This window comes from Methyloversatilis sp. XJ19-13 (assembly GCF_024580155.1).
Taxonomy (GTDB): Bacteria; Pseudomonadota; Gammaproteobacteria; order Burkholderiales; family Rhodocyclaceae; genus Methyloversatilis.
The window spans coordinates 15,278-29,024 of record NZ_JANINH010000013.1; the positions used below are offsets into that span (position 1 = coordinate 15,278).

The following is a 13,747-nucleotide window of genomic DNA, read 5'->3' on the forward strand; positions in this document are numbered from 1 at the left end:
GTTCTCCGTCGCAGGTCCTACAGGGTGTGGGAGCACGACTACATCGAACCTCTCCGCAAGCACTAGGCTGAAGTCATGGGCATCCAGTTGATGCCCGCCACCCCATGGAGGTCCAGAATGACTTTAGCCCGAACAGCCCTTGCACTTGCGATAGCCGCATTTTCCGTGTCGGTCAGCGCTCAGTCGTATCCGAGCAAGCACCAGAAAGAGGTGATGCCGGAGGTGCAGCAATCCGAAAGTCAGAAGAAGTACCAGCCGGAGCAGGATCAGGCACGCCAATCGAAGCAATACCCGAGCGAGCATGCCAACGACGTCGTGCGCGACCGGGACACCAAGCAGAAGGCGTCCGAGCTTGCGGATGAACGCGAACGCCGCCCGGAAGGCCAGACCACCCCTCAGCCCCGCAACTGACGGTTGAGCGGCCCGGGGCTTTTCCGGATGCAACGGGCTGCAAGCGATTGACGTCAATCGCTTGCAGGACCGCCGCCGAAAGCCACTTCGGACGCGTAAACGATAAAGGCCTTCTTGCGAAGGCCTTTATTTTCAGCTGTTTGTTCTGGCTCCCCGACCTGGGCTCGAACCAGGGACCTACGGATTAACAGTCCGGCGCTCTACCGACTGAGCTATCGGGGAACAAAGAGGGCGCGATAATAGGTTGTGATCCTGCGCACGTCAAGCAATTGATACGTGACTTTCTTCGCGCTGACTGGCCGCCACTTCGGAGCGCGATCGATTTATGATCGCGTCACCTGAAGGTCACAACAACCTTCGCCGAAAGTCCGACTTACCGCTCGCCCCAGGGCACGAGGCCAGCCTGCCAGCGCAGATCAATGAACGAAAACGCGGTATTCATCAAGACTGAGGCGGGCGAGGATGCGGTTTCGAAACGCACCATCGTTCAACGCAACCTGCGTTCGGTGCTCATCATGATCGACGGGCGCACGCCTGTCGGCAATCTGGCTCAGCAATTCGGTGATCCGCTGATCGTCGAAGGTCTGGTCGGCGAGCTTGAACACCGGGGACTGGTGCGCCGGGTGGATAACGCCAGCGTCGAAGAAGACGCTGACCGCTCGGAACTGTCTTCCATCATGGTCGATATCGAGGATCTGGTCAGCCAGCCGATCACGCCGGTTGCCGATGACATCCGGCGCGCACATGACCGTTCGTCCGCGAAGGAATCGCCCGTGCTGGACGAATTCGCGATGGCCATCCCGGAACTGACTGCTCCGGCGGCGGTCTCTGTCGCGCCGTCGCCGCCGCCGGCTGACAGCGATGACGTCCGCGGTGCGATAAGACGCGCGATGATGACCAGTTCCGCGGACGCCAGCGTCGAAGACCGCGCATCCGGGCCGCTGCGGCGGCTGTTCGACCTGTTTGCGGGACGCGTCAGCGGTGCCGAACGCAAGGGGCCGCCGAGCTCGCTCGCCAAGCGGTTTGCGGTCGGCAGCCTGTTGCTGGTCGTGCTGCTGGTCGGTTTGTTCTTCTTCTATCCTTACAGCAGGCATCTGCCGCACATGGAACAGCTGGCGAGCGAATTGCTCGGTCAGCCGGTGCGCATCGCATCGGTATCGCCCAGCATCTTTCCCGAGCCATCCATTGCACTCGAGGGCCTGCGTGTCGGAGCGGGCGGACAACTGGAAGTCGCCACCGTCAAACTCATTCCCCGTGTCCTGACGCTGCTGTCGGAACGCACGGTGATGCGCGAAGTGCGCATCGAGCGCGCGGGATTGAATCTTGCCTTCCTGCCCGAGTTGTCGAAGCGGCAGGGCATCAACTGGGCATCCCGCTGGCTCAAGGTCGAGCGCATCAGCGTCATCGATTCCAGCCTGCTGCTGCTCGACGGATCGATCGGCAACCTGAATGGCACGCTGGACATCGATGAGGACGGCGTGCTCACCCGGCTGTCGCTGGCCCGCACGGATGGCGGACTGAAGCTGCAAGGCAGCATCGAATCCGGTGTGTGGAATGTCGCGCTCACGGCCCTGGGCTGGCGTACGCCCGGCCAGCCGTCGCTTCTGCTCGACGTTCTCGAAGCGACCGGCACGCTGAACAGCCAGCGTCTGGTGTTCGACAAGGTGGACGTCAAGCTTTATGGCGGTTATGCGGTGGGCAGCCTGTCCATCGGGCTCGTCAGCCCGGCCAGCGTCGAGGGCGAAATGACGACGTCGCGCCTTGCGGTCGCGGACTTGCTCAAGGTGTTTGCGCCCACGCTGCTGCTGACCGGAGACTTGTCTGCCGCGATCGCCATCCGCGGCGAGGGGGAAACGCTGGAAGGCCTGCGTGGCACGCTGCGTGCGTCGGGCAAATTGGGCGTCCAGCGCGGTCAGATCGAACGCGTCGATCTCGTGCAGGCGGTGCGCATTCCGCGTGCGGATGGTGTGCGCGGCGGTAGCACGCGATTCGATGATCTCGAAGGCGATGTCGTGGCGGATGCCTCCGGCCTCAGCCTGACCGGTGCGACGATGTCGTCCGGACTGGTCGGTGCCCAGGGAGACATCCGGCTGGCCGACGGCCTCATCAACGGTCGTCTGGACGTCAGCCTGCGAGGCAGCGCCACCACGGTACGCGCGCCGGTCAGCATCGAAGGCAAGTACGCCGATCCGATCGTGCGCCTGCGGCGGTGACGAGTTGGTAGCCCGATCGTAGCCCGTTTCGTCCTCGCGTGGCTCCCGATCGGCTGGCGCAGACGTGTGCCGGGGTTTGCGTTCGATCAATCAACGCCGGTACCGATGCCACAACACTCGCTCGGGCTGCTATCGTGTGCAGGTGATGTGCCGTTTCAACAGATTCCTGCTGACCGTCCTGCTCGTGGTCGCGCTGCCGTTGCAAGGTGGCGTCGCCGCAGCAATGATGTGCTGCGTGCCGGTTCAGGCGCACGCGGTGGTGACAGCGCACGACGCTGCGCCCGACGCACACGTGCTGCCGGCGCACTGTGCCGAACCGGCTGCCCTCGATGAGGGCGCCTCGCTGTCTCCCCAGCCTTGTTCCAATTGTGCCGCCTGCTGCATCGCAGGCGCGCTGACACCGGCCGCGCTCCCGCCGTGCGCAGACACCGCGTTCCACGAACGGCCATTCACTGACCTCAGCGGCCCGCCGTCCTTCATCGCCGAAAGCGCGGAGCACCCACCCAGATCCGCCTCCGTCTGACGAAACCCTGAAGCCCGCACCCGGTGCGGGCATCGATTCACGTCCCGCGCGAGGCCATCATGTTTCACCCTTTTCCCATGGCGCTGCTCGTTTGTGCAGCGCTCGTTCCGACGGCCGCATGGCCGGCCGATCCAGCAGATCCAGCTGCACCCGTGCCGTCCGTCGGCTATCGCTCGACGATGGACAGCTATCGCAGTCATGCCGCGGAACCCGTTGGGACGTGGCGTGACGCCAACGACCGGGTCGGACGGCAAGGCGGCGCGCATGCTCACGGTGCGCACGTCGATCAGTCGGCAGACCAGCCTGCCGACGATCTGCACGCGGAACATGCGGCGCCTGCCGGCGCGCCCGCAGACACCGCGCCGTCGCACGACCACGGCACTCAAGACCACGGCACGCACGACCATGGCGCCCACCAACCGGGGGCGCACGATCACCGCCTGCATCAACGCAGGCCTGCAGCCGATGCGGCCGGGAAGGGGCCGCACACCTGCATGCACCCTGACACCGCCCGCGGCGACGGCATGAAGCACCGGCACGATGCCTGTCCGATGAAGAAGGAGAGCGGCCATGCGCACCACTGATCCATCGCGCTGGCGCCTTCTGGCGCTTGCATCCTCTGCGCTGACGCTGCTGGCCGGGTGCGCCGGCTTCAGCCCCGACGGCGGCTTCGGCGCGGTTGAACAGACCGCGCGCGAACGACTGGGCAAGGAAGTGAAGTGGGCGCGCAGCGACGCCGACCGCGCCGAAGTTGCCGAACGCGTGGCCAGCCTGCTGGGCAAGCCGCTGACGGCCGACGATGCGGTGCAGCTTGCATTGCTGAACAATCGTGGCCTGCAGGCGGGTTTCCACGATCTGGGCATCAGCGAAGCCGAACTGGTGCGTGCCGGCAACCTGCCGAACCCGCACTTCTCGATGTTCCACGCCAGCAAGAAGGAGAACGGCGTGCGCGACTACAAGATCGAGCAGGCCATCACCTTCAACCTGTTTTCGCTGCTCACCGTGCCGCAGGCGATTGAGGTCAACAGGCGGCAGTTCGAACAGACCCAGCGCGCGGTATCGCTGCAGGTACTGCGACTGGCGGCCGATGTGCGGCGCGCATGGACGCAGGCGGTCGCCGCCGGCGAAACGCTGCGCTACATGGAACAGGTGATGGATGCGGCCGACGCCGGAGCCGAGCTGGCGCGCCGCATGCAGGCCGCCGGCAATTTCAGCGCGCTGGCGCGTGCGCGCGAGCAGGGCTTCTACGCCGATGCGGCGCTGAATCTCGCCCGCGCGCAGCAGGCGCATCAGGCGGCGCGCGAGCGCCTGACCCGGCTGCTCGGGCTGTGGGGCGAGCAGACCGCGTTCAAGCTGCCCGAACGTCTGCCCGATCTGCCTACAGCGGCCCTTGATGCCCCCGATATCGAGCGTCAGGCGATGGCATCGCGCATCGATCTGCAGATCGCGAAGCTCGATGCCGAAGCGACCGCGCGCAATCTCGGGCTCACGAAGACGACGCGTTTCATCGACGTGCTCGAAATCGGCCCGGCGCGGGTGCTCGAAGGCCGGCGCGGCGAGTCGTACAAGAAGGGCTACGAAATCAGCGTCGAGTTGCCGCTGTTCGACTGGGGCACGTCCCGCGTGGCGCGTGCCGAGCACATCTACCTGCAATCGGTCGAGCGGGTCGCCGATGCGGCCATCAACGCGCGCTCCGAAGTGCGCGAAGCCTATGGCGACTATCGCTCCGCCTTCGACATCGCGCGCCACTATCGCGACGAGGTGGTGCCGCTCAGGAAGCGCATATCCGACGAAAACCTGCTGCGCTACAACGGCATGCTGATCGGTGTGTTCGAACTGCTGGCCGATGCGCGGTCGCAGGTCGCCAGCGTCAATGGCTACATCGAGGCCCTGCGCGACTTCTGGATCGCCCAGGCCGATCTCGACATGGCATTGATCGGCCGACCCGACCTCGCAGCGCCGACGGCCCTCACCACCGACACGGCCGCCGCAGCCGCACACTGAACAGGACCCCGAACATGACTTCCCGCAGAGATTTTTTCCTCAACGCAGGCATCGCAGGCGCCGCGGTGGCGGCTGCCGCGGTCAATCGCGTGGCGCTGGCCGCCGTGCCCGATCCGGTGATCGAAACGTCGGCCGACACGCGCGGCCCGTTGATGCCATCCACGGGTCGCCCCTACAACCCGGTCGTCACGCTCAACGGCTGGACGCTGCCCTGGCGCATGAATGCCGGCGTCAAGGAATTCCACCTGGTGGCCGAACCGGTGGTGCGCGAAATGGCGCCCGGCTTCAAGGCCCATCTGTGGGGTTACAACGGCCAGTCGCCCGGCCCGACGATAGAAGTGGTCGAAGGCGACCGGGTGCGCATCTTCGTGACCAACCGCCTGCCCGAGCGCACCAGCGTGCACTGGCACGGTCAGCGCCTGCCCAACGGCATGGATGGCGTCAGCGGCCTGACCCAGCCGGCGATTCCGCCCGGCAAGACCTTTGTGTATGAATTCACCGCGCGCCGCCCCGGCACCTTCATGTACCACCCGCACGCCGACGAAATGACGCAGATGGCGATGGGCATGATGGGTTTCTGGGTCACCCACCCGAAAGCGCGCCACCCGCATATCGCGCAGGTCGATCGCGACTACGTGTTCCTGCTCAACGCCTACGACGTCGACCCCGGAAGCTACACACCGAAAACCATGACCATGCTGGATTTCAACCTGTGGTCGTGGAACAGCCGCATCTTCCCGGGCATCGCGCCGCTGGTCGCGCGGAAAAATGATCGCGTGCGCATCCGCATCGGCAACCTGACGATGACCAATCACCCGATCCACATCCACGGCCACGAATTCGAGGTGACCGGCACCGACGGCGGCCCGGTGCCGAAGTCGGCGCGCTGGCCGGAAGTGACCACCGATGTCGCGGTCGGCCAGATGCGACAGATCGAATTCATCGCCGATGAGGAGGGCGACTGGGCCTTCCACTGCCACAAGAGCCATCACACGATGAATGCCATGGGCCACGACATCCCGAACCTGATCGGCGTCGATCACGAAGGGCTGGCGAACCGCATTTCGAATCTGGTGCCGGGTTACATGGCGATGGGCGAGCGCGGCATGGCCGACATGGCGGACATGAAGATGCCGCTGCCGGAGAACACGGTGCCGATGATGACCGGCGACGGCCCGTTCGGATCGGTCGAAATGGGCGGCATGTTTTCGGTATTCAAGGTGCGGCGCGACCAGAAGCCGGGCGATTTCAGCGATCCGGGCTGGTATGCGCATCCTGCCGGCAGCGTGGCGCATGAGATCGACGGCGCGGCAGTCCCCTCGTCAAAGCCTGCCGAAGGCAACACCCACGGTGCTTCATCGATGCCCCGGCAGCAGCAGCCGGAGAAAGATATCGAAGTTCAGGTGCGCAAACCGGCAGGCGGCGCGCACGATCACCATTGATGCGGGCGGTATTTCAGTCCGGCGGGTAATCGGCGTCGTCCAGTGCTTCGCGGAACAGCGCTTCGTCCTTGCCCGACTCGATGCGTACCCGCTTGCCGGCGATGTCGATGTCGACGGTCGCATTGGCGTCGACCTCGGAAATCGCGCTGCGGATGCGACCGGCGCAATGACCGCAGGTCATGTCCGGTACGGTGAATTCGATCATTTCTGGCCTCGCGAGCAAAATGGAAACCCCTGATCATGGACCTTTAAGCCGTGCACGGGTGAAGTCATCGCGCAGATCGCTGACGCAACGCGTCACCGGCCTGTCCATGGCGCACCGTGGCAGGGTTGCCGGGCGTCCCGAACCGCCCGCGAACCGAAGGCATTGCCCTGCTCGGGGTGCGGGGTCCGCGACGCAGCGGCACGGGTGCTGCCCGTGCCCGATGCTCAGCGCCTGAGCAACTGATGCGCTTCGTAATCGGCGTGATGCCAGTGGACCCGCGCCCTGAACTGCGCCTTCCCGCCGCCTTTTCCGGAGACTGCAAACCGGCACTTCAGCGTGATGTCGCCGTCTTCGAATTCCGACACCAGCTTGCTGCCCGCGTCGCACGCGAGCGCCTGGTCGTCGAGCGCCGGCTGCAGCGACAGTTCGGTGTCGTCGTGGCTGCCGGAAAACTTCACCACGAATTCGAACGGCTGAGTCACGTCCGCGTACGGAATCATGCACACCACGGTTTTCGAGTCGCGGGTCTGCGCCTCGATTCGACATTCGGGTTCGCCGCCGGCATGGGCGCTGGCGGCGAACAGCATTGCACAGGTCAACAGGCTGAGGGTGCGGTTCATGGCGGAATGTGTAGCGTCAACGTGACAGGGCAGTGTGGCGCGGCATTCTGACTATCCTGCTGCGCCAGACCACGGATCTCATGGGCGGAACCTGCCGCGACACAGGCATCAGGCTGCGCTCTGGTAAAGCCAGCCGAACATGAGCAGGCCGCTCGCCGCGATCCAGCTTCCGGCGACGCGCACGGCGATGCGATGCCAGTCGCGCGTCAGCGCAGCGATCTGTGAGGACAGCAGAAGCGCAAGCACACAGACAGCGCTGATGGCGCCGATCAGGCCTTGCATGCCGATCCCTGCCGGCGTCATCGTCGGGCCATTGGCCAGGCCATGGAGCAGGCCGGCAACGACGGCGACCGCCACCACAGCGGCGACATGAAGCTTGCGGTCCAGTGCCACCATCAGGCCGGTGAGCGCAAAGGTCGAGGTGGTGAGCAGCGGCTGGGTTGCCATCAGTTGCCAGCGCGTGCCGACCAGGCCACCCACCAGCCAGGCCAGCGGCAGCGCGAGCGCAGCGAGGCGGGCCGCCGCGGTACCGCGCTGGCCGGCAAGCAGGGCGGCCGCGATCACGACCAGCAGGTCTTCCGGTGTGATCAGTACGTGGGCGATGCCATCGTAGAAATCACCGAAGCCGGTGCTGGCGAGATGGGCGCGGGCCGGCGCGGCAAACACGGCGAGCACGGTTGCCAAAGCACCGGTCCAGGCTTTTTTCATGCAAGCGCTTTCCACATGAAGAACAGGCCGGCGATCGCCACACCACCGCCGGCGGCCCGTACCACCTTGCGGCCGAACTGACGCCCATGTACCGTGCCAATCAGGATGCCGACGGCGTGCAGCAAGCCGGTGGAGATGACGAAACCGAGGCTGTACATCAGCGCGCTGGCGCCCTCCGGCAACTCCGCGCCATGGGCGTGTCCGTGGAAGATTGCGAACAGCGCGGTGATCAGCGTGGCCAGCATCAGCGGTGGCCGCTGTTCCGTGAGCACCACGGTGCCGAGCACGATGGCGGAGGCGGCGATGCCGATCTCGACACCGGGCAGCGGAAAACCGAGCAGGCCCATCAGACCGCCCAGCGCCATCACCAGCGGGAAGGCGACCGGAAGCACCCAGATGGCCGGCTGGCCCAGCACCGCGCCCCACAGCCCCACGGCGATCATCGCCAGCAGGTGGTCCATGCCCGACACCGGATGCGTCAGGCCGGCGATCAGGCCGGTTGCCTGTCCGGCTTCCTGGTGCGCCAGTGCGAGCGCCGGGGTGAAAGCGACCAGCAAAGCGGCGGAGCGCAGAAAAAGACTGAACGGAGTGGTTTTCATGTGATGACCTTCAACAGGATGGCGACGCGCTGCAGGGTCCAGAACGCGCCCATTGACCCGACTACGTAGCCGGGCAGCCGCTGCAGCATCTCATTGCGTTCGAGTTGCAGCAAACGGATCGATCGTGCGAGCAGCAGCATGCCGATGACGAAGCCCAGTTGTCCAACCTCGACGCCGACGTTGAACATCAGCAGCGCCAGCGGGATTTCAGCTTCCGGCAGACCGAGCTGCGCCAGACCGCTGGCGAAACCGAAACCGTGCAGCAGACCGAAGGCAAAGGCCACCACCCATGGATTGCGGATGGTGAAGCTCGACTGGCCGCGCCAGGTGCGCGCAACTTCAAGTCCGAGAAACAGGATGGACAGGGCGATGCTGGCATTCAACGGGGCCTCCGCCACATGCACGATGCCGAAGGTGGCGGCGGCCAGCGTGATGCTGTGCGCTACGGTGAAGGCGGTGATCGTCTTCACCAGCGTCCAGCGGTTGCCGACCAGCAGCAGCAGGCCGAGCACGAACAGCAGGTGATCGATGCCGAGCAGGATGTGTTCGATGCCCAGATAGATGTAGGAGGCGATGCCGTCGGTGTCGGTCTGGCCTATACCGCCGATGCGCGCCGTCTTCTGCGCCGAGCTGATGGTGTACACCTTGAACGGCGCTTCGAGCCAGTACAGCTTGACCAGCACGGCCGAGTACGTTTTGCCTATGCCTTCTATCGTGAGCTTGCCACGCAGCCCTTCCTTGCCGCAGCGCAGCAACTGCCCTTCGGCGGAACAACCTTCAGGCCAGGCCGGCGTCAGTTCCTCGTTTGCCGGCACTTTGCCGCTGGCGGACCACTGCCACAGGAAATCCGTCGCCGTGAGCTGACGCAGCTCCATTTCGGCGATGCTCAGTTCGTGTGCCTGCGCGCTGCCGAAAAGCAGTGCAAGGAGCAGCGCACACAGAGTGCGCATCATTGCAAGAGGATGGGCGCGCCTCATTTCGGGCCGGTTTCCTGCCGGATGGTGTATTTGCGAGCCTGGCTGCGTACCGCTTCGGTGCGCAGTTCGGCCATCACCTGATCGGTCCAGTCCTGCAGGACGACGTTGCGCACCGTTTCGTAATCGGCGATCTTGCCCGGTGTCATGGCGGTCACGCGGATCGCGTGCCAGCCATCCTTGGCCTGCAGCGCAACCCATTCATCCGGGCTGGCCTTCTTCAACGCCTCGGTGAATGGTTCGCCGTAGGTCTGCACAATGGTTGGTTCAGGCCGGGTCTTGAATACCCGCAAGCCCGCCTGAAGGTCGTCGGGCGGGTTGCCGGCATTCAGCGCTGCCACGAATGCGCGCATCGGCGCCTCACCGGTGTCGCCCGCCAGTACCGCTTCCTGGAAGTCATAGCGGGCCGGTTCATCGTATTTGGTCCGGCGCTGCTCGAACCAGGTACGCAGCATGTCGTCATCGTAAGGCGGCCGCTTAAGGCTGGCTTCGATGATGCTCAGCGCCTTGAACACAACCCGCTCGCGGATGTTCTCGTCGCCACGATCGACCTGCAGGGCCAGCCCTTCGCGGTACAGCACCTCATTGTCGATCCAGTTCTGGCGCAGCGACTGCAGTTCCGCTTCGGTCGGTGCGCGCCCGCGTGAGGCCTGGAAAAGTTCGATCGCATGCCGATCGACCGACGCGTCGACGACGATGACTTTCGGGTCGTATTCCTTTCCGGTCATCGCGTAATCGATGCCGAAAATCAGCGCGCCAAGTATCAGGAAATGCAGAAGTGGGTCGCGCAGCCAGTTGTTGCGTGCGCGTTCAGGCATAACGGGTGCCGCGGTGCGGGTGCCTGCGTCGGAATAGGGCGTGGACAAGACTGTTCTCGTGATCGGGTAAGGTCGGTCGGGCGGTGCGTCGCAGACGCGCGCAACGCTGGCCGACAGAAACGAAAGAAGGCGCCGCACATTACGCGCAGCGCCTCGGGGGTAACGCAGCCGTCCGATCAGCCGTTCAAAACGGCAGATTCGTCCGGCCTTTTGCAGACGCCTTTATCAGCTCTTGCGACGCGCACCCACCAGCACAGCGGCCAGACCGAGAGCCAGCATCAGTGCCTGGGTCGGCTCCGGCACTGCAGTGATGGTCAGGTTATCGATGCCGTAGCTGACAGCGCTTCCGAAGGCGATCGACTTGGCCACGCCGTTGAACGAGGTCGAAGCGAAGTTCCAGTTGCAGTAGGGCGAATCGTTGCAGCCGTTCTGCGCGTTGTTCACGACGGCGAAGGCCGACAGCAGTGTGCCCGTGCCGTTGAGGCCGGAATACACGCCGACGATGAAGGCGAACGGATCGGTTTCTTCCAGCGGTGCGTACGAATAGGAGAACGACGCGCCGGTGAAGCCCATGGCGAAGTTCATCGTCGCATCCGTGCCGACCACCGTCATCACACCGGCGGGCGACGGGGCATTGGAGAAGTAGGGGCCCAGCTCGTCGTTCTTGAGCGCAAGGGCGTCGAGGCCGAAGGACACGCCGAGTGCTTCGACGGCGCCGTTGTAGTACTCGCCGATCGAATCGAAGCTGGCCGGGCCGTCGAAATCGACGAGCACGTCAGCGGCGAAGGTCGGGGCGCTGGCGAAGAGGCCGGCGGCCAGCAGGGAGGCCAGTTTGAAGTTCATTGCAATACTCCAGATTTAGGTTCAACAGTGACTGCGCCACCGATCCGGGCGGCGCAGTCTCAGTTCATTACTTCACGCCGGCAACCGTGGTCGACTTGGCAACTTCGATGAAGATCGGGTTGCTGTAGAACCACAGGTCGGCCCAGCCTGCCACGTCGTAGGACACCATCTTCTGTCCATCGACCACTGCCAGATGATTCGGGCAACCGTCGATCTTCCCGTCGTTCACCGTGTGGGTCACACCATTTGCCGGCACATTGCTGCCGGTCACTGTGCAGGGGATGGTCATCGGGGCGACGGCACGGTTGTCTGCACTGTCATTGGTATAGACATCCGACAGCGGGTTGCCGTTGGCGTCGGTTTCGTACGGCACACCGGCCGGCAGGTTGGTGCCGCGCAAACGGATGTACTGCGAAGCCGACACGGCCGGAATACGGAACACCATGGTCTTGTATTCCGGGTTGCCCGACGCGGTGGCCCAGGTCGACTCGTTGAAGGTCTTGTACAGGGCAGCCGTGGTGTTCTTCGCGGCAGCCGGCACACGAGCCATGTCCGGGTTCTGGATCCACTGGTCCGGCCATTCGCCCGCATAGTCGGCACTGCCCGACTGCTTGTAGCCGGTGACCATGCCGCGGATCACATCCACGTGATCCAGCACCGGGGCGTTCAGCGGCTGGTTGATGCCGACCTGTGCCAGCGACGGGTTGGCGAACGAGTAGGGCGAGAAATTGATGCCCGACGGATCGCGTACCACAATCGCGACGACGACTTCGGCACCCGGGCGAACCTTCAGCTTTTCGCCCATGGTGGCGCAACCGGCGACGTCGGTGTCGGTATTCGACATCGCGGCGGCGGTGGCCAGTGCTTCGACGGCGGCGTCGCTGCGGAAGCCGAAACCCTTGTAAGAGGCGCAGGCGACGAAAGCCACGCGGTCGACCAACTGCCCCGACGCTGCAAAGCTGTTGCCGCTGCGCAGGCCGTCAACAATGGTTTGCGGGCGCATCTTGTCGGCACCGGTACGTACCATGACGAAGTCGCGCTGGTATTCACCCGGCCAGAAATCCTGGGTCGTACGCACGTCGTGGGTGCCGAAATCGCCACGGTTGTGCCAGTCGGAGCTGGCGAAGAACCACCAGTTGCGACCTTCGCCCAGCAGCGCATCCCACACGCCACCGATCTGTGCTGCATAGACACCGGTGCCGCCCCAGGTGGTGCCGCCGACCGAGTCGCGACGGACTCCGTTGCCGAAGTTGTTGCGGTTCGGGCGGTATTCGCCGCGGTCGCTCGATGCGCCGTGACCCGGCTGGCTTTCGAAGCCGAAGGCAACCATCGGACCGGCGTTGTTCATGTTGCGCAGGTGCTCGATGTTGAAGCCATTGCTGCCATTCGGGTTGAACGGGCCGGCACGCTCGAGGTGGGCGGGCACGTAGTAGCTGGCCTTCGGATGATACGCAGCCATCCACTTGATGCCTTCGACCGTCTTCAGGTGACCATTCAGACCGCTGTTGTTGGTCAGCTTGGCGGCCGTGGCATTCCAGTTCGGGTCTGCGGCATTCATGCTGCCGGGTACCGAGCACTCCCAACCCTGACCGCCGCCACGGCTGTTGTCGGTGTCGCCACGGTCGAAGCAGTAGGTCCACTGCGACAGCGCGTTTGCGTTGCCCAGCGGGGTGTAGCCCGGGCCGGACGGCAGCGAAACGTTGTCGAGCGACTTCGGAAGTTGTCCGGTGATGACGCCCATCGACGTGTGCTCGTGGCCGGACACCACCGATTCCACGCCGAGGAATGTCGGCACGCCCTTGAGTGCCGTCAGATATTCGGCGACCGGGTACTGGAATTCCTGCACGGACTGCCAGCGCCACATGCGCGGGTTGGCCTGCGCGCTCAGCGGAGTACCGTTTGAGGCATTGCCCTTGACCGCTGCAGCGCCGATGGTCGCTGCCCAGGTTGTGTTCGGACCCACGCCCTCAATGAACGGGTAGGCCGGCGTGGCGACCGTTTCGTCTTCCACCAGCGTGCAGTTGCGGTTGCCGTTGCCGCCGTGGCCGGCCTGCACGAACCAGTCCAGACCCCACGGGGTTTCGACCTTGTCGGTCGATTTCTTGATCTTCGTCTGCATCGAGGTCGAGCCATCGGAGCAGGTGGAGTGATTGTGGAAGTCGCCGGTCATGTAAGTGCCGGCTGTCTTGCCGGCACTGGCCACGCCGGGTGCCATGGCCATGGCCACGGCGCTGAGCGCCATGGCGACAGCCGATGCAACCGGAGTCATTTTCGTTTTGAACGTCATGGGTATAGATCCTCTCTCGATGTTCGAAGGGGCAACTGATGGTTTTGGTCGGTGCTGCGCCAACCCATCGAGATTCTCGCGATGCAAGATGACCTTCCCG

At 64.5% G+C, this 13,747-nt stretch carries 13 protein-coding genes and 1 tRNA gene; 5 read left to right on the plus strand and 9 right to left on the minus strand.

Annotated elements, in window-relative coordinates; translation table 11 throughout:
* Positions 1–75 precede the first annotated feature (75 nt).
* The gene (locus tag NMQ14_RS15215) at positions 76–411 is read left to right on the plus strand and encodes a hypothetical protein (RefSeq protein ID WP_257097482.1); all 336 of its coding nucleotides are present in this window, start codon (positions 76–78) and stop codon (positions 409–411) included.
* A 146-nt stretch (positions 412–557) separates the two neighbouring features.
* Here the strand turns inward: NMQ14_RS15215 and NMQ14_RS15220 are convergent.
* Positions 558–633: transfer RNA gene (locus tag NMQ14_RS15220), tRNA-Asn, on the minus strand.
* A gap of 197 nt (positions 634–830) precedes the next feature.
* On the opposite strand from NMQ14_RS15220, the gene NMQ14_RS15225 reads away from it, so the two are divergent.
* The 4 genes from NMQ14_RS15225 (at position 831) to NMQ14_RS15240 (ending at position 6,593) form a co-directional block, all read left to right on the plus strand.
* On the plus strand, positions 831–2,624 hold the full coding sequence (locus tag NMQ14_RS15225; protein ID WP_257097484.1) for an AsmA-like C-terminal region-containing protein: 1,794 nt from the start codon (positions 831–833) through the stop codon (positions 2,622–2,624).
* A 546-nt stretch (positions 2,625–3,170) separates the two neighbouring features.
* On the plus strand, positions 3,171–3,731 hold the full coding sequence (locus tag NMQ14_RS15230; protein WP_257097486.1) for a hypothetical protein: 561 nt from the start codon (positions 3,171–3,173) through the stop codon (positions 3,729–3,731).
* A complete protein-coding gene (locus NMQ14_RS15235) occupies positions 3,718–5,151 on the plus strand; it encodes a TolC family protein (protein WP_257097487.1) in 1,434 nt (477 codons plus the stop codon). The genes NMQ14_RS15230 and NMQ14_RS15235 overlap by 14 nt, the downstream gene beginning before the upstream one ends.
* Before the next feature lie 14 nt (positions 5,152–5,165).
* The gene (locus NMQ14_RS15240) at positions 5,166–6,593 is read left to right on the plus strand and encodes a multicopper oxidase family protein (RefSeq protein ID WP_257097489.1); all 1,428 of its coding nucleotides are present in this window, start codon (positions 5,166–5,168) and stop codon (positions 6,591–6,593) included.
* A 13-nt stretch (positions 6,594–6,606) separates the two neighbouring features.
* On the opposite strand, the gene NMQ14_RS15245 is transcribed toward NMQ14_RS15240, so the two are convergent.
* The 8 genes from NMQ14_RS15245 to NMQ14_RS15280 all read right to left on the minus strand — a co-directional run bounded on the left by NMQ14_RS15245 (position 6,607) and on the right by NMQ14_RS15280 (position 13,647).
* Positions 6,607–6,798: a heavy-metal-associated domain-containing protein gene (locus NMQ14_RS15245; protein WP_257097491.1), complete on the minus strand. Its 192-nt coding sequence runs from the start codon at positions 6,796–6,798 to the stop codon at positions 6,607–6,609.
* A 224-nt stretch (positions 6,799–7,022) separates the two neighbouring features.
* Positions 7,023–7,418 (minus strand): hypothetical protein, encoded by a 396-nt coding sequence (locus tag NMQ14_RS15250; RefSeq protein ID WP_257097493.1) that lies wholly within the window; start codon positions 7,416–7,418, stop codon positions 7,023–7,025.
* A 108-nt stretch (positions 7,419–7,526) separates the two neighbouring features.
* Positions 7,527–8,126: a HupE/UreJ family protein gene (locus tag NMQ14_RS15255; protein WP_257097495.1), complete on the minus strand. Its 600-nt coding sequence runs from the start codon at positions 8,124–8,126 to the stop codon at positions 7,527–7,529.
* A complete protein-coding gene (locus tag NMQ14_RS15260) occupies positions 8,123–8,725 on the minus strand; it encodes a HupE/UreJ family protein (protein ID WP_257097497.1) in 603 nt (200 codons plus the stop codon). Before NMQ14_RS15260 ends, NMQ14_RS15255 begins: the two co-directional genes overlap by 4 nt.
* Positions 8,722–9,678 carry a HupE/UreJ family protein gene (locus NMQ14_RS15265; protein WP_257097499.1) on the minus strand — a complete coding sequence of 319 codons (957 nt, stop codon included), beginning with the start codon at positions 9,676–9,678 and terminating at the stop codon, positions 8,722–8,724. The genes NMQ14_RS15260 and NMQ14_RS15265 overlap by 4 nt, the downstream gene beginning before the upstream one ends.
* Before the next feature lie 20 nt (positions 9,679–9,698).
* A complete protein-coding gene (locus NMQ14_RS15270; RefSeq protein ID WP_257097500.1) occupies positions 9,699–10,565 on the minus strand; it encodes a peptidylprolyl isomerase in 867 nt (288 codons plus the stop codon).
* Between the two features lie 177 nt (positions 10,566–10,742).
* A complete protein-coding gene (locus NMQ14_RS15275) occupies positions 10,743–11,360 on the minus strand; it encodes a PEP-CTERM sorting domain-containing protein (RefSeq protein ID WP_257097501.1) in 618 nt (205 codons plus the stop codon).
* A gap of 67 nt (positions 11,361–11,427) precedes the next feature.
* The gene (locus tag NMQ14_RS15280) at positions 11,428–13,647 is read right to left on the minus strand and encodes a hypothetical protein (protein WP_257097502.1); all 2,220 of its coding nucleotides are present in this window, start codon (positions 13,645–13,647) and stop codon (positions 11,428–11,430) included.
* Positions 13,648–13,747: the final 100 nt, after the last annotated feature.

What these genes read in the sequence shown, in the direction of transcription:
- NMQ14_RS15245 (WP_257097491.1), bottom strand. Translation starts at nt 6,798, where the DNA reads ATGATCGAATTCACCGTACCGGACATGACCTGCGGTCATTGCGCCGGT.
- NMQ14_RS15215 (WP_257097482.1), top strand. Translation starts at nt 76, where the DNA reads ATGGGCATCCAGTTGATGCCCGCCACCCCATGGAGGTCCAGAATGACT.
- NMQ14_RS15235 (WP_257097487.1), top strand. Translation starts at nt 3,718, where the DNA reads ATGCGCACCACTGATCCATCGCGCTGGCGCCTTCTGGCGCTTGCATCC.
- NMQ14_RS15275 (WP_257097501.1), bottom strand. Translation starts at nt 11,360, where the DNA reads ATGAACTTCAAACTGGCCTCCCTGCTGGCCGCCGGCCTCTTCGCCAGC.
- NMQ14_RS15250 (WP_257097493.1), bottom strand. Translation starts at nt 7,418, where the DNA reads ATGAACCGCACCCTCAGCCTGTTGACCTGTGCAATGCTGTTCGCCGCC.
- NMQ14_RS15255 (WP_257097495.1), bottom strand. Translation starts at nt 8,126, where the DNA reads ATGAAAAAAGCCTGGACCGGTGCTTTGGCAACCGTGCTCGCCGTGTTT.
- NMQ14_RS15240 (WP_257097489.1), top strand. Translation starts at nt 5,166, where the DNA reads ATGACTTCCCGCAGAGATTTTTTCCTCAACGCAGGCATCGCAGGCGCC.
- NMQ14_RS15265 (WP_257097499.1), bottom strand. Translation starts at nt 9,678, where the DNA reads ATGATGCGCACTCTGTGTGCGCTGCTCCTTGCACTGCTTTTCGGCAGC.
- NMQ14_RS15280 (WP_257097502.1), bottom strand. Translation starts at nt 13,647, where the DNA reads ATGACGTTCAAAACGAAAATGACTCCGGTTGCATCGGCTGTCGCCATG.
- NMQ14_RS15225 (WP_257097484.1), top strand. Translation starts at nt 831, where the DNA reads ATGAACGAAAACGCGGTATTCATCAAGACTGAGGCGGGCGAGGATGCG.
- NMQ14_RS15260 (WP_257097497.1), bottom strand. Translation starts at nt 8,725, where the DNA reads ATGAAAACCACTCCGTTCAGTCTTTTTCTGCGCTCCGCCGCTTTGCTG.